19 protein-coding genes and 1 tRNA gene are annotated in these 24804 nt (G+C 72.0%); 11 read left to right on the top strand and 9 right to left on the bottom strand.

Going from position 1 to position 24804, the window contains the following annotated elements; translation table 11 throughout:
- Positions 1-70: 70 nt before the first annotated feature.
- Positions 71-1765, bottom strand: coding sequence for a S1C family serine protease (locus tag FB391_RS09430; protein WP_141894165.1), 1695 nt, complete (start codon positions 1763-1765; stop codon positions 71-73).
- 115 nt (positions 1766-1880) lie between these two features.
- Between FB391_RS09430 and FB391_RS09425 the strand changes: the two genes are divergently transcribed.
- Positions 1881-3080 (top strand): aminotransferase class I/II-fold pyridoxal phosphate-dependent enzyme, encoded by a 1200-nt coding sequence (locus FB391_RS09425; protein ID WP_141894164.1) that lies wholly within the window; start codon positions 1881-1883, stop codon positions 3078-3080.
- 6 nt (positions 3081-3086) lie between these two features.
- On the opposite strand, the gene FB391_RS09420 is transcribed toward FB391_RS09425, so the two are convergent.
- Both FB391_RS09420 and FB391_RS09415 read right to left on the bottom strand, forming a co-directional pair.
- Positions 3087-3890, bottom strand: a complete 804-nt coding sequence (locus tag FB391_RS09420; protein ID WP_141894163.1) for a carbon-nitrogen hydrolase family protein — start codon at positions 3888-3890, stop codon at positions 3087-3089.
- Positions 3887-4405 carry a DUF6328 family protein gene (locus tag FB391_RS09415; RefSeq protein ID WP_141894162.1) on the bottom strand — a complete coding sequence of 173 codons (519 nt, stop codon included), beginning with the start codon at positions 4403-4405 and terminating at the stop codon, positions 3887-3889. Before FB391_RS09415 ends, FB391_RS09420 begins: the two co-directional genes overlap by 4 nt.
- A 92-nt stretch (positions 4406-4497) precedes the next feature.
- Here FB391_RS09415 and FB391_RS09410 point away from each other — a divergent pair.
- Positions 4498-4571, top strand: a tRNA-Met gene (locus FB391_RS09410).
- Between the two features lie 93 nt (positions 4572-4664).
- On the opposite strand, the gene FB391_RS09405 is transcribed toward FB391_RS09410, so the two are convergent.
- Complete coding sequence (locus FB391_RS09405) at positions 4665-5138, bottom strand: MarR family winged helix-turn-helix transcriptional regulator (RefSeq protein ID WP_141894161.1); 474 nt, start codon at positions 5136-5138, stop codon at positions 4665-4667.
- Between the two features lie 81 nt (positions 5139-5219).
- Between FB391_RS09405 and idi the strand changes: the two genes are divergently transcribed.
- The 7 genes from idi to FB391_RS09370 are packed head-to-tail and all read left to right on the top strand — an operon-like array spanning position 5220 to position 10807.
- Entirely contained in the window at positions 5220-5771 is a 552-nt protein-coding gene (gene idi / locus FB391_RS09400; protein WP_141894160.1) for an isopentenyl-diphosphate Delta-isomerase, read from the top strand.
- Entirely contained in the window at positions 5768-6817 is a 1050-nt protein-coding gene (locus FB391_RS09395; RefSeq protein WP_141894159.1) for a polyprenyl synthetase family protein, read from the top strand. Before idi ends, FB391_RS09395 begins: the two co-directional genes overlap by 4 nt.
- A complete protein-coding gene (locus tag FB391_RS09390) occupies positions 6814-7692 on the top strand; it encodes a phytoene/squalene synthase family protein (protein WP_246093438.1) in 879 nt (292 codons plus the stop codon). The genes FB391_RS09395 and FB391_RS09390 overlap by 4 nt, the downstream gene beginning before the upstream one ends.
- The gene (gene crtI, locus FB391_RS09385; protein WP_141894158.1) at positions 7689-9242 is read left to right on the top strand and encodes a phytoene desaturase family protein; all 1554 of its coding nucleotides are present in this window, start codon (positions 7689-7691) and stop codon (positions 9240-9242) included. Before FB391_RS09390 ends, crtI begins: the two co-directional genes overlap by 4 nt.
- 1 nt (position 9243) lies before the next feature.
- Positions 9244-9597: a lycopene cyclase domain-containing protein gene (locus tag FB391_RS09380; protein WP_141894157.1), complete on the top strand. Its 354-nt coding sequence runs from the start codon at positions 9244-9246 to the stop codon at positions 9595-9597.
- On the top strand, positions 9594-9917 hold the full coding sequence (locus tag FB391_RS09375) for a lycopene cyclase domain-containing protein (RefSeq protein WP_141894156.1): 324 nt from the start codon (positions 9594-9596) through the stop codon (positions 9915-9917). Before FB391_RS09380 ends, FB391_RS09375 begins: the two co-directional genes overlap by 4 nt.
- Positions 9914-10807, top strand: a complete 894-nt coding sequence (locus tag FB391_RS09370; protein ID WP_141894155.1) for a prenyltransferase — start codon at positions 9914-9916, stop codon at positions 10805-10807. The genes FB391_RS09375 and FB391_RS09370 overlap by 4 nt, the downstream gene beginning before the upstream one ends.
- 72 nt (positions 10808-10879) lie before the next feature.
- On the opposite strand, the gene FB391_RS09365 is transcribed toward FB391_RS09370, so the two are convergent.
- Both FB391_RS09365 and FB391_RS09360 read right to left on the bottom strand, forming a co-directional pair.
- Complete coding sequence (locus FB391_RS09365) at positions 10880-13777, bottom strand: UPF0182 family membrane protein (RefSeq protein WP_141894154.1); 2898 nt, start codon at positions 13775-13777, stop codon at positions 10880-10882.
- 82 nt (positions 13778-13859) lie between these two features.
- On the bottom strand, positions 13860-14984 hold the full coding sequence (locus tag FB391_RS09360; protein ID WP_141894153.1) for a YlbL family protein: 1125 nt from the start codon (positions 14982-14984) through the stop codon (positions 13860-13862).
- 144 nt (positions 14985-15128) lie between these two features.
- On the opposite strand from FB391_RS09360, the gene FB391_RS09355 reads away from it, so the two are divergent.
- Entirely contained in the window at positions 15129-16565 is a 1437-nt protein-coding gene (locus FB391_RS09355; RefSeq protein WP_141894152.1) for a zinc-dependent metalloprotease, read from the top strand.
- A gap of 768 nt (positions 16566-17333) precedes the next feature.
- On the opposite strand, the gene FB391_RS09350 is transcribed toward FB391_RS09355, so the two are convergent.
- Positions 17334-19106, bottom strand: coding sequence for an ATP-dependent helicase (locus tag FB391_RS09350; protein ID WP_141894151.1), 1773 nt, complete (start codon positions 19104-19106; stop codon positions 17334-17336).
- Positions 19103-20017 carry an NAD(+) diphosphatase gene (gene nudC, locus FB391_RS09345; protein WP_141894150.1) on the bottom strand — a complete coding sequence of 305 codons (915 nt, stop codon included), beginning with the start codon at positions 20015-20017 and terminating at the stop codon, positions 19103-19105. Before nudC ends, FB391_RS09350 begins: the two co-directional genes overlap by 4 nt.
- Positions 20018-20093: 76 nt before the next feature.
- On the opposite strand from nudC, the gene FB391_RS09340 reads away from it, so the two are divergent.
- Positions 20094-21434, top strand: a complete 1341-nt coding sequence (locus FB391_RS09340) for a phosphotransferase (protein WP_141894149.1) — start codon at positions 20094-20096, stop codon at positions 21432-21434.
- A gap of 28 nt (positions 21435-21462) precedes the next feature.
- Here the strand turns inward: FB391_RS09340 and FB391_RS09335 are convergent, their stop codons facing one another.
- Entirely contained in the window at positions 21463-24804 is a 3342-nt protein-coding gene (locus FB391_RS09335; RefSeq protein WP_246093483.1) for an ATP-dependent DNA helicase, read from the bottom strand.

Genomic DNA, 24804 nt, shown 5'->3' with positions numbered 1-24804 from the left:
TGCGAGCTTATCCTGCTCGCCCAGCGCCGGCAGGCTTGCTACCGGCGCTGGGCGTCCGGAGGGATGTGGATTACTGCTCCAGCGTCCCGAGAGTGACCTCGACGGTCTGCGCCTTGCCGTCGCGGACGTATCCGACCTCGGCCTTGCTGCCGGCCGCCGCGGCGCGCACCTGCGCCGTGAGGTCGGTCGCGTCGGTGATCGGCACGCCGTTGAACGTCGTGACGACGTCGCCCTTCTGCAGGCCCGCCGCGCCGGCCGCCCCGCCGTCGGTCACCTCGGCGATGTACGCCCCGGTGGTCGTCGAGCCCTCGACGGATGCCGCGGCCCGCACGCTCGCGCCCAGCAGGCCGTGGGTGGCCTCGCCGTCCTTGATGATCTCGTCGGTGATGCGCTTGGCGATGTCGGACGGGATCGAGAAGCCGACGCCGATCGAGCCGGACCCGTCGCTCGACGAGCCGCCCGCGGTCGCGATGGCGACGTTGATGCCGATGAGCTTGCCGTCCTGGTCCACCAGCGCGCCGCCGGAGTTGCCGGGGTTGATCGCCGCGTCGGTCTGGATGACCGCGATGGAGATGGTCTCGCCGGACGACTGCTGCTGCTGGCCCTGGCCGAAGTCGAACTGGAACGGCGCTTCCTGGCCGTTCTGGTCCTGCTGCGACTGATCCTGGTCCCCGCTGTCGGGGGCGGCGGACGACGCGATCGAGATCGAGCGGTTCAGCGCGCTGACGATGCCCTCGGTGACCGAGTTCGCCAGGCCCAGGGGCGCGCCGACGGCGACGGTGGTGTCGCCGACGTTGAGCTTGCTCGAATCGGCGAACTCGATCGGGGTGAGGCCCGAGGCGTCCTTCAGCTTGATGACCGCGAGATCGTACGTCGGGTCTGTGCCGACCACCTCGGCGTCGTACACCTTTCCGTCGGACGTCGTCACCCGGATCGTCGCGTCCGCGGTGGCGCCGTCCAGGGTGACGACGTGCGTGTTGGTCGCGATGTAGCCGTCTTCGGTGAGCACGACGCCGGATCCGGTGCCACCGGCCGACGAGCTCGTCGCCTCGATCGTCACGACGCTCGGCACGACCTTGGCGGCGATGCCCGTCGTCTGGTTGACCCTGCCGGAGTCGTTGACGACGACCGTCTGGGGGCTCGCGGCCGACGTCGACGACGTGACCGGGGCGAACCAGGAGACGCCCGCGTAGGCGCCGCCGAGCCCGGCCGCGCCGCCCACGATCGCGGCGGCCACGATGAGGCCCACGACCTTGCCCGCGCCGGTGGGCTTCTTCGCGGTGGTGGTCGTGGCGGTGGCGGTGGGAGCCGTGCCGTTCGCACCTCCGATGGGCAGCGTCGGCTGCGCGTCGGCGGCGGGGCCGAAGGAGGCGCCGGGAGCGCCGGGAGCGGGCTGTCCCGCGTACGACTGGGGGTACGGCGCCGGCTGGCCGGCGTAGCCGTGGGGGCGGGCGTAGGCGTGAGCACCCGTCGGATAGCCCGCGGGCGGCGCGGCCTGCGCCGGGGCGGCCTGCGCCGGGGCGGCCTGCGCCGGTGCGGACGGCTGACCGGGCGCGATGAACGGCGCCGGCGAGACGGGGGCTGCGGATGACGCCGGCTGCGCCGGAACGGCGGGCTGCTGCACGGGCGAGGCGGGCTGCGCCGCCGGCTCCGTGGATGCCGCGGGCGGCGTCGCTGCCGGCTGCTCCGAGGCGGGCTCAGCCGCAGGAACGGCCGGGACGGCGGGGGTCTGGTCTTCCGGGCGGTCGCCCTGGTTGTCGCTCATGGTTGCTCCTTCTGCCAAGCACTCACCACTGTGCCGACCGATGCTGTGTGTTTCTTATGTCGAGAGTGGGACTCGCCTATGCAACGGAGATGAGCCCGCCCGGTACGGTGATGCGATGCGACAGATCCCCGGAGCATGGCACCGCACCGCCGTCGGGGCCGGGCTCGTCGGCGCCGACGGAGCGATCCGCCCCACCATCTTCGCCGAGATGTCGGCGCTCGCGGCGAAGACCGGCGCGATCAACCTCGGTCAGGGCTTCCCCGACGAGGACGGACCCGCCGAGGTGCTCGAGGCCGCGCGCGCGGCCATCGCGAACGGCGTCAACCAGTACCCGCCGGGACGCGGCATCCCGGACCTGCTCTCGGCCGTCGCGGAGCATCAGGCGCGGTTCTACGGGCTGCGCCTCGATCCCGGCCGGGATGTGCTGATCACGGCCGGCGCGACTGAAGCGCTGGCCGCGGCGCTGCTGGCGCTCATCGAGGGTCCGGACGACGAGGTCGTCGTGTTCGAGCCGTACTACGACTCGTACGCGGCGGTGGTCGCGCTGGCGGGGGCACGACTGGTGACGGTCCCGCTGCGCTGGCCGGACTTCCAGCCCGACCTCGACGAGCTGCGCGACGCCGTCACCGACCGCACCCGCGTGATCCTCGTCAACGATCCGCACAACCCCACGGGCGCGGTGTTCTCGGCCGAGGTGCGCGACGAGGTCGTGCGGCTCGCGGATCGCCACGACGCCGTGATCATCACCGACGAGGTGTACGAGCACCTCGTCTTCAGGGCTCCGCACGTGCCGATCGCAACCCTTCCCGGCGCCTGGGAGCGGACGCTCACCATCTCGTCCGGCGGGAAGACGTTCTCGACGACCGGCTGGAAGATCGGCTGGGTCAGCGGGCCCGCCGACCTCGTCGATGCCGTGCTCGCCGTCAAGCAGTTCCTGACGTACGTCAACGGCAGCCCGTTCCAGCCCGCCATCGCGACCGGGCTGCGACTGCCCGACGCGTTCTTCGCCGGCATCGCCGCGACGCTGCGCGCCAAGCGCGATCTGCTCGGGGCCGGACTGCGCAGCGCCGGCTTCGACGTGTCGACGCCCGCGGGGTCGTACTTCACCGTCGCCGACGCGCGCGGCCTCGGAGCCGTGGATGCCGCCGACTTCTGCTGTGCTCTGCCCGAGCGGGCAGGGGTCGTCGCCATCCCGCTCACGGCGTTCGCGACCCCCGCGCGGCGGGGCGACTACGCCACGCTGGTGCGATTCGCGGCGTGCAAGCGCGTCGAGGTGCTCGAGGAGGCGGCATCCCGCCTCTCGCGGTCGGTCTGACCGTGCTCAGCGGGGCTCGACGCGGTAGCGGCGCAGCGCCAGCGCCGGGTTGACCCGGCGCACGCGCGCGATCGCGCCCACGTCCAGGTGCGCCACCGCCACGTCGGTCGCCGTGCCGACCCCGGCGAGCTCGACGCCCTGCGGGTCGACGATGAGCGAGTTGCCCACGCCGAGCGGAGGCGGATGGTCCGCGGCGGCGACGAACACCGTGTTCTCGATGGCTCGCGCCTGCAGCAGGGTGCGCCAGTGATGCTCCTTGAGGGGCCCCCGCACCCACTCGGCGGGCACGAGGAGGACATCGGCGCCGGCATCCACGAGCACACGGCTCACCTCGGGGAACCGCAGGTCGTAGCAGGTCATGAGCCCGAACCGCAGTCCGCCGGACTCGAAGGTGAGCGGTTCGGCGGGCTCGCCGGCCTCGACCCAGTCCGACTCGCGCTGACCGAAGGCGTCGTAGAGGTGCAGCTTGCGGTAGTGGGCTCGCAGCCCGCCGCCGTCGACGGCCACAACGGTGTTGCGCACCCGGCGGCCGTCCCCGGCTCGCTCCAGGAGACCGGCCACGACGATGACGTCGTGGCTGTGCGCGATCTGGGTCAGCCGGTGCGCGAACGGGCCGTCCAGCTCCTGCGCGTTCTCGGCGAGGCTGTCGTCGAAGGGGTCGACGAAGTAGCTGGAGTACTCCGGGAGGACGACCAGCCGTGCGCCGCGGGCCGATGCCGTCGCCACCAGCTGTGCGACGGCGTCGAGATTGGCGGCGGCATCCGCCGTCGGCGCGAACTGCGCGACTGCGATCGCGAAGGTGTCGGTCATCGCCGGCCCACGATCTCGCGCGCCCGGACGCGGATGATGCCCGGCACGACGAGCCACAGCGCGACGAGCACGGCGGCCAGCAGCAGGAGCGACCACCAGAAGGCCGAACCGCCCACGACGACGTCGAACACGAACGCGACGACGCCCACGATCAGCACGGCGACCGTGACGAGCGCCGTCACGAGCGCGATGTGCCCGTAGCGGACGACGGAGGGCTTGATGCCCTGCTGGAAGACGGCGCGGTGCAGGGCGACCGGGGCGAGCGCGACGATGGAGCTGAGCGCCGCGAGCACGATCAGTCCCAGATAGACGGTGCGCTGGGGATCGGTCAGGTCGGCGAACGCCGGCTGGAATGCCAGGGCGAGCAGGAAGCCGGTGAGGATCTGCGTGCCCGTCTGGAGCACGCGGAGCTCCTGGAGCACCTCGTTCCAGTTGCGGTCGGCGCGCTCAGCCGGGCTCTCGTCGCGTCCGTCCATGCGGTCGTCTTCGGGGTTGTGACGCGGGTCGTCCGGCATGCGTTCATCCTGACGTGGACGGCGCGGCCGGGGCAAGCCACCTGCCCCGTGGCGCGGAGCACTCAAAACCCGTGCTAGGCTATTCCTTGTGCCGCGGGGTGGAGCAGCTCGGTAGCTCGCTGGGCTCATAACCCAGAGGTCGCAGGTTCAAATCCTGTCCCCGCAACAAGAGAAGGCCCCCTGATCAGGGAAATCTGATCAGGGGGCCTTCGGCATGCAGGGCGTGCACACGCGGATCCCACCGCGCGCGCTGCGCGGATCAGCGGACCGGATCCATGGTTCCCGCGAGGTCATCGAGGAACCGCGCGATGACCGACAACGACTCCTCGTCGTAGCGCATCGTCATGTCGCGCATCGCGCGCAGCCGCTCGCCGAAGATCCGGAAGAAGGCGTTCCGCGCGTCGTCCGTCAGGACGACGATGCGCCCCCGGCGATCGGACGGATGTGCGCGCCGCTCGACGTGCCCCGACGCTTCGAGGCGGTCCAGGAGCTTCGTGGTGGATGCCGTCGAGATGCGCAGGTGCTGGGCGATGTCGCGCGGGCTGACCAGAGCGCGCTTCTGCTCCCGGATGATCAGCAGACGAAGCGCGGCGATGTCCGTCGCGTTCATGTCCATGTCGCCCTTCATGCCGCTGTGCATGCGCTCCATGGCGTCGCTCATGCCGCGGATGGACGTGAGCACGCGCATCACCGCGCGCTCGTGATCCGTCTGCGGAAGCCAGCGGTCGGACATCGTGGACGTCTCCCTCCCAACCGTTGTAGCATCGCACAAATGGGTCGCTAGATAAACTAGCTATCGGGAGGAGTGACCGAAATGACCGACATCGATCACGTGGTTCTGCTGGACGAGGAAGGGAACGCGATAGGCACCGCCCCCAAGTCGACCGTCCACGGCGCCGACACCGCGCTGCACCTCGCGTTCTCGTGCCACGTCCTCAACAACGACGGTCAGGTTCTCGTCACCCGGCGAGCGCTCACCAAGCGCACGTGGCCCGGGGTGTGGACCAACTCGTTCTGCGGCCACCCCCGGCCCGCCGAACCCGTCGCGAGCGCCGTGCGCCGCCATGCCGACACCGAGCTCGGCCTGTCGCTCGCGACCCTCGAGCTCGCTCTGCCGCTGTTCCGCTATCGCGCGACCGACAGCGCCGGGATGGTGGAGCACGAGGTCTGCCCCGTCTACATCGCCCGGACCGATGACGAGCCGCGGCTCAACCCTCTCGAGGCGATGGAGGCCCGCTGGGTCGAGCCCGAGGACCTCGCCGCGGCGCTCACCGCGACCCCGTGGGCGTTCTCGCCCTGGCTCGTGCTGCAGGCGGAGCACCTGCACCTGTTCGACCGGGCCGACGCACGCAGGTGGGCGTCATGATCGCGGGTGATCCCGCCGTCGCCACGGCGATCGACGGTTCGCTCGCCCGCATCCGCGAGCGGGCCGAGGGGCTGGGCGACGGCTTCGGCGCGCTGGCCGCCGCCATCGGCCGCGCTGCCCACGGCGGCAAGAGGTTCCGGCCGGCTCTGGTCACCGCCGCTTTCGAGGCCTTCGGCGGCGACGAGTCGGCGCGGCCGGCGGTGCTCTCGGTCGCCGCGGCGTTCGAGCTGCTGCACACCGCGTTCGTGGTGCACGACGACGTGATCGACCACGACACCGAGCGCCGGGGCGTTCCCAACGTCGGCGGTGAGTTCCGCCACCGGGGACGCGCCGCGGGCGCCGACGCCGACGGGGCGGCGACGCTCGGCGACGCCGCAGCGATCCTCGCGGGCGATCTCCTGCTGCACGAGGCGTTCCGACTCGTCGCGATGGCGCCGACGGACCCCGCCACCACCGAGCGGCTCCTGGCTCTGGTGGACGACGCGATCATCGTGTCGGCGGCCGGCGAGCTCGCCGACGTGGAGAACGCGGTGTCGTCGACGTTCCCGTCGCGCGACGCGACGCTCGACACCGCCTTCCGCAAGACCGCGGTGTACTCGTTCCGCGCGCCACTGCAGGCCGGAGCCGTCCTGGCGGGCGCCGACGGGTCGGCGCTCCGTGTGCTGGGCGACCTCGGCGGCCGGCTCGGGCTCGCCTTCCAGCTCGTCGACGACCTCATCGGCACGTTCGGGACCGCCGAGCAGACGGGCCGTGACAGCGGACCCGACCTGCGCGAGACCAAGCGGACGCCGCTCATCGCCCTGGCCCGCGAGTCCGCTGCCCTGCCCGGCGTCGACGCCGCCCTCGCCCGGGCCGCCACGGGCCCCGTGGCCGTCCGCGAGGCGCAGGTCGTCCTCGCCGACAGCGGGGCGCGCGAGCGGCTCGCCGGGCTGATCGCCGAGACCCTCGACGCGGTCCGCTCAGGGTCGCGCGACGACGCCCTCCCTGTGCGCGCCGGACGACTGCTGCGCGAGCTGGCTGACGAGATCGAACGAAGGACCCCGTGAACACCGCCACGTCGCAAGAGGCGTCCGGCCTCGCCCTGTACGACCGGACCGCGATGGATGCCGCGGCCGCCGTCATCGCCCGCTACTCGACGTCGTTCGGCCTCGCGTGCCGGCTGCTCGGGCCTCGGCCGCGCCCGCACGTGCGCAATGTGTACGCGCTGGCCCGCATCGCGGACGAGATCGTCGACGGGCCCGCCCGCGAGGCGGGTCTCACGACCGAGGAGGCCGCGGCCGTGCTCGACCGGCTCGAAGAGGACTGCCTCGGTGCCGTCGCGCAGGGGTTCAGCAGCAACCTCATCCTGCACGCGTTCGCCCGCACGGCACGCGAGTGCGGCATCGGATCCGACCTCGTCGAGCCCTTCTTCTCGTCGATGCGCGTCGACCTCGAGGTGAGTCGCCACGACACGGCGTCGCACGACGCCTACGTGTACGGCTCGGCCGAGGTCATCGGGCTGATGTGCCTGCAGGTCTTCGTGAACGCAGGGGCGGAGCATCCGGCGGCCCCCGCACCCGAGCTGGTCGACGGCGCCCGCCGCCTGGGCGCCGCCTTCCAGGACGTGAACTTCCTGCGCGACCTGAACGACGACCGGGCGCGGCTCGGCCGCGACTACCTGGATCTCGCCTCGCCGGCGGACCGCACCGTCGTGCTCGATCGCATCGATCTCGATCTCGCTGCCGCGGCACGCGTGATCCCCGCGCTCCCCGCCGACTGCCGGCGGGCTGTCACGGCAGCCCACGACCTGTTCGCGGAGCTCGCCGCGCGACTGCGGACGACGCCCGACGACGACACCCGTGTGCGCGTGCCGGATGCGGTCAAGGCACGCCTGGCGATGCGGGCGATGCTGGGCTTCGCGCCGCGCGGGGCCGGCGCGTGAGCGCGCGTCGCGCGGTCGTCGTCGGCGGTGGCATCGCGGGGCTGGCCACGGCCGCCCTGCTCACGCGCGAGGACTGGGACGTCACGGTGCTCGAGGCACGCGACGAGCTGGGCGGGCGCGCCGGTTCGTGGGAGCACGGCGGGTTCCGCTTCGACACCGGCCCGAGCTGGTACCTCATGCCCGAGGTCTTCGACCACTTCTTCCGGCTGCTCGGCACCACCGCCGAGCGCGAGCTCGACCTCGTCCCCCTCGACCCCGCCTACCGGGTGTACTCCGACCCGGCGACGCGGCTCGAGCAGCTGGATGTGCGTTCCGGACGCGCGCGGGCCGCCGCGCTGTTCGAGAGCGTCGAGCCCGGCGCGGGCGCGCGCCTGGACGCCTACCTGGATTCGGCGGCCGATGCGTACGACCTCGCGGTCACGCGGTTCCTCTACGACACGTACGAGACGACGGCCGGCCTGCGCGATCCCGCGCTGCTGCGACGGATGCCGCGACTGGCGCCGCTCCTGACGCGCAGCCTCGCACGGCACGTCGAGAGCAGGTTCGCCGATCCGAGACTGCGCCAGATCCTGGAGTACCCGGCGGTGTTCCTCGGCGGATCCCCGTACGGCGTGCCGAGCCTGTACCACCTGATGAGCCATCTCGATCTCGACGAGCACGTCCTGTATCCCCGAGGCGGGTTCACCGAGATCATCGGAGCCGTGGCACGCCTCGCCGAGGCATCCGGGGTCCGCATCGAGACCGGCGCGCGCGTGACCCGGATCCTCACCGAGTCCGGCAGGGCGACGGGCGTCGAGCTCGCCGGAGGACGCCGGCTCGCCGCGGAACTCGTGGTGTCGGGCGCGGACCTGCACGCCACCGAGACGACCCTCCTCCCCCGCGAGCAGCAGACGTACCCCGAGAGCTGGTGGCGGTCGCGCACCCCCAGTCCCGGAGCGCTGCTGCTGATGCTCGGCGTCGAGGGCGCCCTCCCCCAGCTGGCGCACCACACCCTGCTGTTCGCGAAGGAGTGGCGTGCGAACTTCCGCGACATCTTCGGGCGGCGCCCGCGCATCCCCGATCCGGCATCCCTGTACGTCTGCCGTCCCAGCGCCACCGATCCCGGGGTCGCGCCCGCGGGCCACGAGAATCTGTTCGTCCTGGTGCCGGTGCCCGCCGATCCCGGGCTGGGCCGTGGCGGCGTGGACGGCGGAGGCGATCCGGCCGTCGAGGCTGCCGCAGATCGCGTCATCGCGCAGCTGTCCACGTGGTGCGACATCCCTGACCTGGCGAGCCGGATCGTGGTGCGCCGCACCGTCACCCCGGGCGACTTCGAGGCGGATCTGGGCGCCTGGCGCGGCAACGCGCTCGGCCTCGCGCACACCCTGGGGCAGAGCGCGATGTTCCGGCCGCGCAACGCGTCGCGCCGCGTCGAGGGCCTCGCCTACGTCGGCGCGTCGACCCTTCCCGGCATCGGGCTGCCGATGTGCCTGATCTCGGCCGAGCTCGTCGTCAAGCGCCTGCGGGGCGACCGCACACCCGGCCCGCTGCCCGAGACGGCGAGGGTGTGACGTGCCGGGCGTGTATCTGCTGGCGATCGTCTTGAGTGGAGCGGGAGTGGCGCTCCTGGACAGGCGATGGCGGCTGGCGGCCTGGGCGGCACCGGGCCGCACCGCCGCGGCCGTCGGCATCGGCACCGTGTTCTTCGTCGCCTGCGACCTCGTGGGCATCGCAGCCGGGGTCTTCGTGAAGGGCGGGAGCCCCCTCCTGCTAAGTGTCGACCTCGCGCCGCATCTGCCTCTGGAGGAGCCGGTGTTCCTCGCGTTCCTCTGCTATCTCGCCCTCGTGTCGTGGGCCGGCGCGCTGCGGATGATCTCGCGCAGGCGGCAGGATGCCGTCACGCCGAGGCAGGAGGCACGTCGATGACCTACCTCCTCGTCCTCTCGCCCTTCCTCGCCGCGACCGCGATCGCGGTCGCGCTCTCCGCCCGCCGCCCGCGGTTCAGGAGCCGGATGGCGGCGTCGGCCGCGGCCGCCGGCATCCTGATCCTCCTCACGGCGGTCTTCGACAACGTCATGATCGCGGTCGGGCTCTTCACGTACCCCGACGAGCTCATCTCGGGCGTGCGCGTCGGGCTCGCGCCGATCGAGGACTTCGCGTACCCCCTCTGCGCCGCGTTCCTCGTGCCGGCCGTCTACACGCTCTTCGCACCGGCCCGCGAGAAAGCCACGGAGGTGGGCGCATGACCGTCGCCGAACCGCTGCGCGCGGGCAACGTCGCGCGTCGTCTGCTCGTCTCGTCGCGTCCGGTCAGCTGGATCAACACGGCGTTCCCGTTCGCCGCCGCGTACCTGATGACGACGCGGCAGATCGATGCCGCGCTGATCGTCGGCACGCTCTTCTTCCTCGTCCCGTACAACCTCGCGATGTACGGGATCAACGACGTGTTCGACTACGAGTCGGACCTCCGCAATCCGCGCAAGGGCGGCGCCCACGGGGCGGTGCTCGACCGGCGGCTGCATCGCGTGACGCTGTGGGCCGCGGGCGTCCTGTGCCTCCCGTTCGTCGTCTTCCTCGTGCTGGCCGGCTCTCCGCTGTCCTGGCTGGTGCTGGCCGCGAGCCTGTTCTTCGTGGTGTTCTACAGCGCGCCGCCGCTGCGCCTGAAGGAACGCCCGTTCCTCGACTCGATCACGAGCAGCATCCACTTCTTCTCGCCGGCCGTGTACGCCCTGGTGCTCGCCGGCGCGACGTGGACGTGGCAGCTCGCCGCGCTCATCGTGGCGTTCGCGCTCTGGGGTGTCGCGTCGCATGCGTTCGGCGCCGTGCAGGACGTCGTCGCCGATCGTGACGCAGGCATCGCCTCGATCGCCACCGTCCGCGGCGCGCGCTGGACGGTGCGCTTCGCCCTCGCCTGCTACGCGGTCGCCGGCCTGGCGATGCTGCTGACCGCATGGCCGGGCCCGCTGGCGGCCCTGCTCGCTGTGCCGTACCTCGTGACCGTGTGGCCCTATCGCGGCATCGCTGACGCCGACGCGGCCGAGGCGACAGCGGGATGGCGACGGTTCCTGTGGCTCAACCAGTTCACCGGCTTCGCGGTCACCATGCTGCTGATCTGGTACGCCGCGCTCACCTCTTGACGGCGCGCACACCGCGCCGACGCGAGAGGGCCGCCCGTCCGAAGACGAGCGGCCCTCTCGCGTCACCTGGTCTTACTGCTCGCCGAGCTCGATGAGCTTCTGCACGGCGGCGGTGAGACGGTCGTCTGCCTCGCCGTATGCCGCCCAGTCGCCCTTCTCCAATGCCGCCTGGCGGTCGAGCATCGCCTGCTGGGCGTCCTGCAGAGCCTGCTGATACGCGTCGGTCGGCTCCGTGGGCGTCGGCGCGGGCGTGGGCTCCGGTGTCGGCTCGGGGGTCGGCGCGTTCGGATCGGTCGGGACGTCGGTGTCACCGGCATCCGCTCCCGAATCGCCGCCGAACAGCACGTCGAGCGCCTCGTTCAGCGTGTCTTCGAACGCGACCTCGTTGCCGAACGAGACCAGCACCTTCTGCAGCGACGGGAAGCTCGTGGCGCCGGAGGACTGCACGAACACCGGCTGCACGTACAGGAGACCGCCGCCGACGGGCAGCGTCAGCAGATTGCCCTTCAGCACGTCGGAGTCGCCCTGTTTGAGCAGGTTCACGAACGACGACACCTCGGGCTGCGCGTCGAAGTTGTTCTGCACCTGGCCGGGGCCGGGCACCGTCGTGTCGGCGCTGATCTCCAGCATCCTGAGCTTGCCGTAGTCGGAGCTCTTCTTGCCCGCCTCGCTGCCGGCGTTCGAGTCGACCGCGAGATAGCCCATGAGCACGTTCCTGCCCTCACCGGACGGGATGAACGACGTGAACATCGAGTAGGTCGGGGCGTCCTGCCCCGGCATCTGCATCGTCAGGTAGTAGGGCGGCTGCAGCTGCGTGTCGGCCTGCGGGTCGTTCGGGGTCTTCCAGCGGTTGTCGCTCTGGTAGAACGAGCGCGCGTCGTCGACGTGGTACACGCCGAGGATCGTGCGCTGCACCTTGAACAGGTCGGTCGGATAGCGCACGTGGCTCATGAGCTCGCCCGACATCTCGCTGATCGGCTTGACGGTCGACGGGTAGACCTTCTGCCACGACTTCAGCACCGGGTCCTCGTCGTCCCACGCGTAGAGCGTGACCTTGCCGTCGTAGGCGTCGACCGTGGCCTTCACCGAGTTGCGGATGTAGTTGATGTCGTCGAGCGCGAAGCGCGGAGCGGGGTTGCTGGAGTCCGAGATCGCCGACGTGAGGCTCACCGTCGAGGAGTACGGGTAGTTCGCGCTCAAGGTGTAGCCGTCCACGATCCACACGATCCGGCCGTCGACGACGGAGGGGTACGGGTCGTTGTCGAGCGTCAGGTACGGGGCCACCTTCTGGACGCGCTCACGCGGATCGCGGTCGTACAGGATCTGCGAGTCCTCGTTGACGTAGTCCGAGAAGAGGATCTGCTCGGCCTGGAACTTCAGCGCGTAGATGAGGCGGTTGAACACGTTGCCGAGGCTCGGACCGCCGTTGCCGTCGAACGTCGTCTTCGTCTCGTTCGACGAGTCGTCCTCGCCCGACGGGTAGTCCAGCTCGATCGGGTCGGAGTCCTTCGGGGCGCCCACGATGGAGTACGTCGGCGAGTACTCGCCGAAGTACACGCGGGGCTGGAAGTTCTCTTCGTCGGAGAGGAACCCGGTCGCCGGGATGCCGCGCTCGAGGAACACCGGGTTGCCGTCGACCGTGCGGTCGTTGCCCTTGGCCGCGACGATGCCGTAGCCGTGGGTGTACACGACGGCGCTGTTCTGCCAGTCGTTCGCGACGCCCAGCTGCTCGAGGTTGAGCTCGCGCACCGAGACCACCGTGTCCTGCGAGACGCCGTCGATGTCGTAGCGGTCGACGTCCAGCGGGTCGGCGAACTGGTAGTACGAGCGGTACTGCTCGAGCTGGCGCACCGTCGGCGACACGATCGCCGGGTCCATCACGCGGATCTGCGCGGTCGTGCCCGCGTCGGCCCGCAGCTGGCCCGCCTCGACGTCGGTCACGGCCTCGAAGTCCTGCTTGTCGAGTCCGTCGATGCCGTAGGCCGTCTTCGTCATGTCGACGTTGCGCTGGTAGTACTCCTGCTCCAGCGAGAGGCGGTTCGGCTGCACCTGGAACGTGGTGACGACCCACGGGTAGCCCACGCCCAGCACGATCGCCGAGACGACGAGGAGGGCCGTGGCCACCAGCGGATAGCGCCAGCGGCCGATGATGGCCGTCACGAAGAAGAGGATCGCCACGATCGCGGCGGCGAAGGCGAGGATCGTCTGCCCGGGGATGATCGCGTTCACGCCGGTGTATCCGGGACCCGTGATGCGGTCGCCGGGCTCGATCAGCGTCTTGTAGCGGTCGAGCCACAGGCTCGCCGCCTGCACGAGCAGGTAGAGGCCCGCGATCACGGCGAGCTGGATGCGGGCGGACTTCGAGATCCGCAGCTCTCGCTGGCCGACGCGCACCGAGCCGTACAGGTACGACACGAGCGCGGTCACGAGCAGGCACACCAGCAGCACGGCCGAGAGGAACCCGACCAGCGAGCTCCAGAACGGCAGCGCGAACATGTAGAACCCGGTGTCGAGGTGGAACTGCGGGTCGGTCGTGTCGGTCGCGACGCCGTTGAACCACAGCCACGTGGTCTCCCACTGGGCCGACGCGGCGAACCCGGCGAAGAAGCCGAAGAACACGGGGATGCCCCACATCGCCAGGCGACGCAACGGCTCGACGACCTCCTGGTAGCGGTCGAGCTGCGAGCTCAGTCGCGCGTAGACGGGACGAAGCCGGTACGCGAGCTGGATCGAGAGCCACACGGGCACCGCCATGCCGAGGAAGCCGACCACGAACATCACGACCCGCGCGATCCATTGGGTCGTCAGCACGGATTGGAAGCCGAGCTGATCGAACCAGAGCCAGTCGGCGTACAGGCTCGCGAACACGAAGAAGGCCACCACGAGCGCGGCGATGACCACGAGGGTGATGGCGATGACGCGTCGGGTGCGGGACGGTGTGGCCGGGGTCGGCGCTGAGGTCGTGGTCACCGTCCCATCCTAGGCGGGCCGCACAGGGCGGATGCTTTGTCCGCGCTGGGCGAACCCCCAGAATTCCGCGGCAGACGCGGGGTCAGCGTGCCGTGCAGGTCGGCAGCGCGTCGAGGTCTCCACCGTCGCTGATGGTGTCCAGGACCTCCAGCGAGTCGTCCAGCGTCTTCACCGAGAACACCCGCAGGTCGCCAGGGATGTGCCCGACGACCTCGTCGCAGTTGTCGTCCGGGGCGAGGAACCAGTCGGCACCGGCATCCACCGCTCCCCACATCTTCTGACGGATGCCGCCGATCGGCCCCACCGTGCCGTCCGCGGTGATCGTGCCCGTGCCGGCGACCTGCTCGCCGCCGTTGAGCTCGCCCGGGGTCAGCGTGTCGATGATGCCGAGCGCGAACATCATTCCGGCGCTGGGTCCGCCGACGTTGTTGAGCTGGATCGTCACGTCGATCGGGAAGTCGTAGTCGGTGATGAGGGTCACGCCGATCAGCCACACGGTCTTTCCGTCGGCGGTGGACTCCTTCGGGGTGACCGAGACCGTCTGCTGCGCGCCGTCGCGCTCGATGACGAGCTCCACGGCTGCGCCGGCGCCGTCGTTGATGACCTTGCGCAGCGCCGTCGCGTCGGTGACAGGCTGCCCGTCCGCCGAGAGGATGAGGTCGCCTTCCTGGAGCACCCCTTCGGCGGCCCCGCCCTCGACGACCGAGTGCACCGACAGGGTCGCGCCCACGTCGTACCCGAGTTCCGACAGCGCCGCGGCCGTCGCCTCCTGCTGCGAGTCGACCATCATCGCCGCGCTCTCTTCGTTGCGCTGCTCGGTCGTCTGACCCGCGGGGAACACGGCGTCGATCGGCAGCACGGCCTTGCTCGGGTCGAACCAGGCCATCGCCAGCTCGAACCACGACGGCGTGTGCTCCCGGTTGCCCTGGACTTGGACCGTGAGCAGGTCGAGCGACCCGTCGGTGGGATAGGTCTCGGCCCCGTCCACCGAGATGAGCGGCACCTCGTCGCCGTCCGCGTTCGTCGCCGATCCGAGCGTGTTGTACACCGGGCCGGGCTGCTGGATCACATACGACGTCGGCAGGAACGTGATGACGAGCAGCACCACCATGGCGACCGCGAGCGCCCAGACGCCGGCGAGTGCCCGCCGCGACATGCGCTGTCGCGGCGCGGGCTGGATGGTGGTGTTCTCGTCGAACAGGGCCACGCGGGACCTCTCTTCCGTGCCGGGGGTGTGAGTGCCTGGTCGTTCGCGACCGGCGTAAGGGTTCGAGGTCCCGGCCGGGGAGTGCGACGGATGCTGCGACTAGCGTAGAGCGCAACGTCATCGACCGGCTGAAAGGCGGCTGAAGTGGCAGACGACGACCGCAGTCCAGAGGACGACTTCCAAGAGCTCATGCGGCAGCTCTTCGGCGGCGGCGCGGGCGGCATCGACCCCGAGCAGCTCTCGCGGATGTCGGGGATGGACATCGACCCGGCGATGATGCAGCAGATCATGCGGCAGCTCCAGGGCGTGTTCGCGAACGCGGGCGACAGCGGCATCTCGTGGGACATGGCCAAGCGCCAGGCGCTGCACATCGCCAACCAGGAGGGGCTCGGCGTCACGGCGGGCCAGCGCACCGACCTCGACCAGGCGTTCGCGCTCGCGACGCTGTGGCTGAGCGAGGCGACGAGCATCTCGGACCTCTCGGCTCCGCCGACCACGATCACCCGCGGCGGGTGGGTCGAGGCGACCCTGACGGTGTGGCAGGAGCTCGCGGAGCCGGTGGCGACGAGCATCGCCGACGCCCTCACGACCGCGCTCAGCGAGCAGTCCCCCGAAGACATGCAGCAGCTCGTCCAGGGGGCGGGACGCCTCATGCGCACGATCGGCGGCTCGCTGTTCGCGACGCAGCTCGGTCAGGTGATCGGCAGCCTGTCGAAGGAGGTCGTGAGCGGCGGGGACGTGGGCATCCCGCTGATGCCCGACGGGCAGGCCGCGATCCTGCCGCAGAACTTCGCCGACTTCGGCCGGGACCTCGAGGTGCCCGAGGACCAGCTGGCCCTGTACATCGCGACGCGCGAGCTCGCGCACGCCCGTCTGTTCCGCCACGCCCGCTGGCTGCGCCTGCACGTCATCTCGCAGGTCACCGACTTCGCGCGCGGCGTGCACGTCGACACCGACATGCTCGAAGACATGGCGTCGCGCTTCGACCCGTCCCAGCCCGAGGAGCTGCGTGCGGCCCTCGAGAGCGGGGCGCTGCTGCCGCCGCGGTCCGAGGCGCAGAACGACGCCCTCGCCCGTCTGGAGAACCTCCTGGCGACGATCGAGGGCTGGGTCGAGGTCGTCACCGAGGACGCCACGTCGCGGCTCCCGTCCGCGCCGCGCATCGCCGAGGCGGTGCGCCGGCGCCGCGCGGTGGGCGGACCGGCCGAGCGCGCGCTCGCGTCGCTCGTGGGTCTCGAGATCCGGCCCCGTCGCATGCGCGAGGCCGCCGCCATGTGGCGTGCGGTGACGGATGCCGTGGGCCCGGCCGCACGCGATGCTCTGTGGGACTACCCCGACCTCATGCCGGCCGCCTCCGACATCGATGATCCGGCCGCCCTCGTCGCCCGCCTCGAGGCGCGCGCGCGGGGCGAGGAGCCGGCACCGGACGAACTGGACGATGCGCTCGCGCGCCTGCTCGCCGGAGAGTTCCCCGAGTCAGGCGCCGCAGGCGCCGAGCAGGATCCGGAAGCCCCGGAGGCGCCCGGCGACGGCGACGGCGACGAGAGCGGGCCCGCCCCCGACGACCACCGACCGGTCTGATCGGGCGGGGCTGCTCCTCCCCAGACCGGCCGCTGGATCCCCCGGCGGCCCGAGCTGTGGATAACCGTCCGCCCCGATCGCCGCTCGGGCAGGATCGGGTCATGCTGAGCCTCGACCCCTCGTATCCGGCGGTGTGGCGGACCGCGTCGTCGCTGCAGTTCGGCGCCGACCCGGTCGCGCTGCTCGATGACCCGCAGCCCTGGCAGCTTCGCATGGTGCGCGAGCTCGAGCGCGGCGTCCCCGACGCCTCGTTCGTCCCGTTCGCCCGGGCGCTCGGAGCCCCGTCGGACGACGCCGCGACGCGGCTGCTGATCCGCCTGCGCCGCGCGCTCACGACGGGCCCGGCAGTCCGCCGCGCGGTGTCGCTGCACCGCGACCAGGCGGTGACCGAGGCCCAGAGCGACCTCGTGGCGCGCGGTCTGACCGCCGCCGGATTCGATGCGGCGGTGCGGCATCCGTTCGATCCGATCGACGAGCCGGACCAGGATGCCGCAGCGGTCGTCTTCGTCGTGCCCCGTGTCGTTCCGCCCGGGGCTGCGGCAGCGCTCATGGCGTCCGACATCCCGCATCTGCCGGTCGTGCTGACGGGACCCGGCGCCGATGTCGGCCCGTTCGTCCAGCCGGGCGACACGGCGTGCCTCGCCTGCGTCGCCGCGCACCACCGCGACGCGGATCCCGCGTGGCCCACGGTGGCCGCTCAGCTCATCGGACGCGCCGTGGATGTCGAGCCGGCGGTGCTCTGGGAGGCGGGGATGGTGGCCGGCCGGCTCATCGACGAGCGTGCCCGGCGGCGTCTCGCGCGGACGCGCTCGGTCGCCCTGCGCTCCGGGTCGCTGCACCGGGACGTCCGGACGCACCGACCGCACGCAGAGTGCCGTTGCCGATCTCTCGCAGGAACCGCGACGGCAGCCGCTCCCGTGACCCTCGCGCCCACGTCACCGACAGCGTTCGCCCGGCCCGCGTGATCCCGACGTACGCCAGCCGCCGCTCCTCGTCCACCTGTTCGAAGGTGGTCGCGTACGAGATCGGCAGCAGGCCCTCGGCCATGCCGACCAGGTGCACGTGGTCCCACTCCAGACCTTTCGCCGCGTGCAGCGTCGCCAGGGTGACGGTGCGCAGCGCGGGCTCGTCGTGCACCTTCGCCCGTGCGGTCAGCTCGTCCGTGAACGCACGGAGGGTCGTGCCCTGCGGCGCCTCTTCGGCCAGTCGCAGCAACGCCGCGCGCGCCTCCCACGCGTCGCGCAGCGCACCGCCGGCCTCGGGCGGATCGTCGGTCAGGCCGCGCGAACGCAGGATGTCGCGCACGGTGTCGACCAGACCGCTCTCCAGCGGAGCGACAGCGGCTGCGCGCAGCTCCATGACGGCCTGCCGCACCTCGGGCATGTCGAAGAAGCGGCGCCCGCCGAGGACCGTCGTGGCGATGCCGGCATCCGAGAGGGCGGCGATGAGCTCGGCGGACTGGGCGTGCGCCCGGTAGAGGACCGCGATGTGCCCCGGGTCCACGCCGTCGGCGATCTGCGCGGCGATGCGCCGCGCCACCGTCCGCGCCTCGTCGCGGTCGTCCTCGAAGGCCGTGACAGTCGGGGTGGCTGCGGACGCGTCTGCCCCACGGGACGGTGCCGGCGAGAGATGCAGGGCGCCCGGGCGCCCCCGCATGAGCTCGTTCGCGACCCCCAGGACGCCGGCATCCGAGCGGTAGTTCGTCTCCAGGCGAACCATGCGGGCGCCCTCGAACCGCTTGTCGAAGTCGAGCAGGAACCGCGCGTCGGCGCCGGCGAAGGAGTAGATCGTCTGACTGGCGTCGCCCACGACGCACAGATCCCGGCGGTCGCCGAGCCACAGTTCGAGCAGGCGGTTCTGCAGCGGCGACACGTCCTGGAACTCGTCGACGGTGAAGTGGCGATACTGCTCGCGCACCGCCTTCGCGACCTGTGGCTCCGCCTCGAGCATTCCCGCGCACGCCAGCAGCACGTCTTCGAAGTCGAGCTGCCGGCGCTCGTCCTTGAGCTTCTCGTACGCGTGCTGCAGCGCGACGACGCGATCGAGGCCGAGCCGGCCGACACCGTTGGGCCGCACGCGGGCGTACTCGTCGACGCCCAGCATCGAAACCTTGCGCCACTCGATCTCGGACGCGACGTCGCGCAGTGTCGCGACGTCGGGCGAGAGGCCCACCCCGTCCGCGGCATGGGCGAGGAGCTTGACCTTGTTGTCGACGATGCCGGGCGCCGAGTCGCCCGCCAGCGTCGGCCAGAAGAAGTTGAGCTGAGCGAGCGCCGCGGCGTGGAAGGTGCGTGCCGACACCCCGCCGACTCCGAGCGCGCGCAGACGCCCGCGCATCTCGCCCGCGGCCTTGGCGGTGAACGTGACGGCCATCACACGGCCCGGCGAATACGCGCCGGTGTCGACGCCGTGCGCGATGCGGTGCGTGATCACGCGCGTCTTGCCGGTCCCCGCACCGGCGAGCACGACGACCGGCCCGCGCAGCGCGCGGACCGCCTCGAGCTGATGCTCGTCGAGCCCGGCGAGAGCGCCACCGCTCACGGGCGCCCTCCGTGCCAGTCGGCGATGAGCCGGTGCGCGATGGACGCCCGCCCGGGCAGCACGACGTCGGACTCGCCCGCGAGCGCGCGGCCGATCTCGTCGCGCGTGAACCAGCGCACCGCCGCGATCTCCTCGCCGTCGGCGCGCGCCGCGGCATCGTCGCGGGCCTCGGCGAAGAAGCCGAGCATGAGCGATCGCGGGTACGGCCACGCCTGCGAGCCGCGGTACGAGACCGCACCGACCTCGATCCCCGATTCCTCGGCGACCTCGCGCCGCACGGCGGCCTCCAGCGACTCGCCCGCCTCGACGAACCCCGCGAAGCACGAGAAGCGATCCGCACCCCACAGCGCGTTCGAGCCGAGCAGCAGCGCATCGGGGTCGGCGGCGCTGGTGATCGCGACGATCACGGCCGGATCCGTGCGCGGGAAGTGCTGGCGGCCACACGACGGGCACCGACGCGACCAGCCGGCGTCGACGAGGTCGGTGAGCGAACCGCAGGCCGGGCAGAAGTGCGAGTCGAGCAGCCACCGGCCGAGGCTCAGCGCCTCGACGAAGGCGCCGGAGTCGGTCGCATCCAGCATCCCGCCGACGCTGCGCAGCGCAGCCCAGCCCGCCGGTGCGGGCATCGGCTCGTCCTCGCCGGAAGGGAAGACGGCGGTCAGCAGCAGCGCACCGGTCTCGTCGCGCCCGAGCAGCGCCCATTCGGCGTCAGCGGGCACGTCGGCGGCGCTCACCCAGGCCAGCCGGCCGGGCTCGGAGAGCGGTGCGGCGTCGCCGTGGATCACCAGCACGCGGGTGGCGGCATCCGCCCGCGCCGCGTCGATCAGGTCCGGAGTGGCCCGTTCCTCGGCCGCCCGGTCGAAGCCGGCGCGGGCCAGCGGCGGTTCCGCGGTGCTGTCGAGGGCCGTCATCGAGGATGCTCCGCTTCGTCGATAGGGCCGGGCGTGGCGCGGGGACTGTCGCGCGTGCCCGACCTACCCTGGGCACATGGCACGCTCACCCCTCACTCTAGCCGCGTCCGTCACCTCGGCTCTCCCGAGGACAGGGGTCGTCGGGGTCGGCGTGCTGACCGAGGGCGCGAGCGGGCGGTACGACTCCGCGGTCGCGGATCTCGACGACGGCCGCCGCGTCGTCGTGCGCGTGCCGGCCGACGACGATGCCGCCGCCGACCTGGCCGCCGAGGTGCGCGCGCTGCGCGCGCTCACCCCCGGCGTGCGCAGCCTGCTGCCGTTCCACGCCCCCGAGCTCCTCGGCGAGGCGGGGATCGGCGACGACCGCGCCGTCGTGGTGGATTTCCTTCCCGGCTATCGCGTCGACGCCGCGCACCTGCCGGCCGGTCGCGGGGCGGCCACTTCGCTCGGCGCGGCCCTGGCAGCCGTGCACGCGCTGCCGCACTCCGTGGTCAAGACCGAGGGGCTCCCGGCGCGGACGCCCGCGCAGGTGCGGACGGACGTGGCGCGCATCGTCGACCGCGCGACGGCGACGCGCCGGCTGCCGAAGGCCCTTCAGGACCGCTGGCGCCTCGCCGTCGACGCCGACGAGCTGTGGCGCTTCGAGTCCGCGGTGGTGCTCGACGGGGTCGGGACCGGGGCGTTCGTCTTCGAAGACCTCGACGGCGTGCCGACGGTGACCGGCCTGCTCGACTGGCACGGTCTGTCGGTCGGAGATCCCGCGACCGACCTGCAGTGGCTCGCGTCCGCTCCGGAGGCGGCCGCCGACGTGTTCGCGGCGTACCTCGCCGAGAGCGGACGTGCACCCGACGCGCGGGTCCGGGAGCGGGCCCGGCTGTACGCAGAGCTCGAGTTCGCGAAGTGGCTGATCCACGGCCACGACGAAGCGCGCGACGACATCGTCGCCGACGCGGTCGAGCTGCTGGAGTCGCTCGCCGCGGGGGTGACCGGCGACGCGCTCGTCTCGGACGATGCGCTCGACGTCGACGACGCCATCGCCCTCCTCGAGCGGATGCCCGGATCCAGCACCGCTGACAGCTCCGGTGCCGTCGACACCTCCATGCAGACGGACGCGTACGACCCCGACGAGCTCGCTCGCTGGGTCGCCGACGAGGAGGCACGCGGCGACACGGGGGCCGTGCCCGGCGCCTCGGCCGATCCCACCGACACCCAGGAGCTGTCGGCCGACGACCTGGCCGAGCTCGCGTCGTCCCTGCCGCACGATGCGCCTGCCGCGCCGCGCGCCGCCGACGATCTGTCGACCGCGCCCATCACCCTTCCCGGCGGGTCGCTCTCGCGTCCCGACGACGGCGGGGATGCCGCGGCCGACGCCGAGCGCGCGTCCGAGGCGGCCCTGCGCCGCTGGCTGACGGACTGAGAGCCGGCCCGAGGGCCCTGCCCGGGCGTCAGTTGCGCAGGATCACGTCGGCGGCGACGTAGTACAGCGCGACGTCGATCTCGTCCAGCGCAATGCCGTGCTTGGCGTGATACGCCTGGCGGTACAGCTCCAGCTGCAGCATCCGCTCCTCCTTCTCGGCCGGCGTGCGCGGAGCAGCTCCCGTCTTCCAGTCGACGATCTCGATGCGCCCGCCGCGGTCCTCCCGCCGGTACACGGCGTCGAGCTTGCAGATGACGATGTGGGGCAGGCCGTCGGGGCCGGTGGTCGTGAAGTCGATCTCAGTCTCGACCTCGATCGGCTGCAGCTGCGCCCACTCCGACGCGAGGAACCTCTCGCGAAGTGCCGCCAGCGCCGCGGCATCCTCGGCGGACGCGTCCGTGCCGGCGGTCTCGTCGTCGAGCTCCCACAGCGAGTCGTCGAGCGAGCCGCCCAGCCCTGCCTGCCCCGACCGCTGCTCGACCCACGCGTGGAACAGGGTGCCCAAACGGGTCTGCCGGAACGGCTTCTCAGGCAGCGGCCGCGCGATGCGCGCGAGGGTGCCCTCAAGGTCGGCCGCATACTCCTTGTAGCGCGAGGCGGGGATGCGCGTCGGAGCCGTGTGCGCGGGTCGGGCGCGGCGCGCATCCCGCTCGGCGAGCAGCAGCGCCGCCTGGGCGTCGAGCTCGGCCCGCGGCTCGGCGCGCGCCGACGCGACGGCGTCCGCGGCGTGTCCGACGGCTCCGCGGCGCGCACCGAGCGGGTCGATCGGCCACTGCAGGATGCGCCGCTCCCCCTGGTACGGGTCTTCGCCCGCCTCATCGTCGGGCAGCGGCACGCCGAGGGCATCGGCGATCTCGGCATAGAACACGCTGCGGCTGCGCGGGCGCTTCGTCCCCGACCACGTGGCGCCCGTGAGCAGCAGGTGGTCGCGGGCGCGGGTGACGGCCACATAGGCCAGGCGGCGATCCTCTTCGAGCTGTCGGGCGCGGTTGGCCTCGACGAACGCGTCGAGCGCCTCCTTGAGCTCCTGCTGGGTCTGGGCCGACTGCCACCCCAGCAGGGGCAGCCACGCGGAGTCCCCGCGGAACTCGTACGGCAGCACGCCGAAACCGAGCCACGCCTTGGTGTCGCGCGGCGCACTGGGCAGCTCGTCCTTGACGAGGCGCACGACGGCGACGGCATCCCATTCCAGCCCCTTCGAGCCGTGGATCGTGAGCAGCTGCACGACGTCGTCCTCGGGCGGCTCCGTGCGCGGCGCGAACTCGTCCAGCTGCTCGGCGTGGTCGAGCCATGCCAGCAGGCTCGACAGCGAACCCGACTCGTCGGCGGCGAGGAAGGCGTGCACCTCGTCCACGAACGCCCGCAGCTGGGCCGACGCCACACGTGCCGGACCGCGCGACTCGTTCGCGGCGAGCTCGATGTCCAGGCGGAGTTCCAGCTCGATGAGCCGGACGAGCTCGGGGATCGGCATCCCGCTCGCCTGCCGGAGTCCCGCGAACACCGATGCCGCCTCGCGGAGCCGTTCGCGCGCGGCCGGGGTGAACCCTTCGAGCCAGCCGTGGTCGGGCTTCTGGCGCAGCACGAAATCGAGCGCGTCGACGAGCGAGCCGTCGTCGTCGCCGGCGCTGCTGCGAATGCGTTCGACCACCTCGGGAGCCAGCGGCTGCAGCGCGGCGTCGTGGCGGGCGAGCCGGCGCGCCAGCGCCGCGAGCTCGCGGAGGTCGGGAAGTCCGATCGCCCAGCGCGGCCCGGCCAGCAGGCGGATGAGGGCGGAGCCGGCCGACGGGTCGCTGATCACCCGCAGGGCGCACACGACGTCCACCACCTCGGGCGTCGAGAGCAGCCCTCCGAGTCCGAGGATGCGGTGCGGGATGCCGCGGCGGCCGAGCGCGTCGCCGAAGCGCACCATGTGCTTCTTGCTGCGGAACAGGATGGCCCCGGTCGTGCTGCGTCCTTCCGCACGCCGGTCCGCGCGCACGCGCGCGAACCAATCCGCGACGCGGTCGGCCTCGGTGTCGAGGTCGGCGTCGAAGCCGAGCTCGACGAGCCCCTCGGGCGCGCCGGGGCGGGCGCGCAGCTCCTGCACGGCGACCGTCGCGGATTCGGCCAGCGGCGCGAGCACGGCGTTCGCCGCGGTCAGGACCGTGGCGCTGTTGCGCCAGCTGGTCAGCAGGGCGAAGCGCGCGCAGTCACCGTCAGGCGCGAAGGCGTCGGCAAATCCGCCCAGGTTGCCGGCGCTCGCGCCGCGCCAGCCATAGATCGCCTGATGGGGGTCGCCGACGGCCATGACGCCCGTACCGGCGAACAGCGTCGCCAACAGGTCCGTCTGCACGACCGATGTGTCCTGGTACTCGTCCAGCAGCACGACGCGGTACCGGTCGCGGAGCTCGTCCGCGACGGAGCGGTGCCCGTTCACCACCTCGAACGCCCCCGCCACCTGGTCCGAGAAGTCGATCACGCCGAGACGGCGCTTCTCGGCGTCGTACTCGCGTGCGAGATCGGTGAGCATCGCGAGGGCATCGACCTTCTCGACGGCCTCGGCGACCTCGGCGTAGACCGTCGTGCGCCGGTTCGTCGACGGCAGCTCCCTCACGGTCCGGAACCGGTCCGGGAAAGCGGCGAGCGCGTCGAAGTCCACGAGGTTGTCGACGCCGTCGCGCGCGATCCGCAGCGCGGCGTCCACGATGCTGCGCACCGCTTCGCCACGGGCCTCGAGGCGAGGATCATCCGAGCCGAACACGACGCGACGCATCAGCAGCCACGCCGCGGACTCCGACAGCACGGCCGCTTCGGCATCGCGCCCGATCCGCAGCGCGTGCTCGCGCACGATCTGGTCGGCGAAGCTGTTATAGGTCGACACCGTCGGTCGGTGCAGCAGCGCGTCGTCGGAGGTCTCCTGGGCGACGGCGCCTACCTCTGCGGCGAGCCCGTCGAGCAGCCGGTGACGTTCCGCCGTGGACCGCGCGCCGTCCGCGCCCGAGCGCTCGAGCTCGCCGAACACGTCGAGGCGCCCCGCCTCGGCGAGTGCGGGCAGGGCGGGAAGCAGTCCCCGCCGCTCGAACTCGGCCAGGCGTGCGAGCCGCTTCTGGATCCGCTCGGCCAGCTCCCCCGCGGCCTTGCGCGTGAAGGTGAGGCCGAGCACCTCATCGCGGCGCACGATGCCGTTCGCGACGAGCCACACGACGCGCGCCGACATGGTCTCGGTCTTTCCGCTGCCGGCGCCGGCGACGACGAGGGCGGGCGACAGCGGTGCCTCGATGACCTCGGTCTGCTCGGCCGTCGGGGGGAACTGGCCGAGAGCGGCGGCGATGACCCGGGCGGGCAGCGTCGTCGCCGTCGGGCGCGCATCCGACGCGGTGAGGTCCTGCAG

Source organism: Microbacterium kyungheense, assembly GCF_006783905.1.
GTDB classification, from domain to species: domain Bacteria; phylum Actinomycetota; class Actinomycetes; order Actinomycetales; family Microbacteriaceae; genus Microbacterium; species Microbacterium kyungheense.
This window is presented reverse-complemented; position numbering and strand designations above follow the sequence as displayed.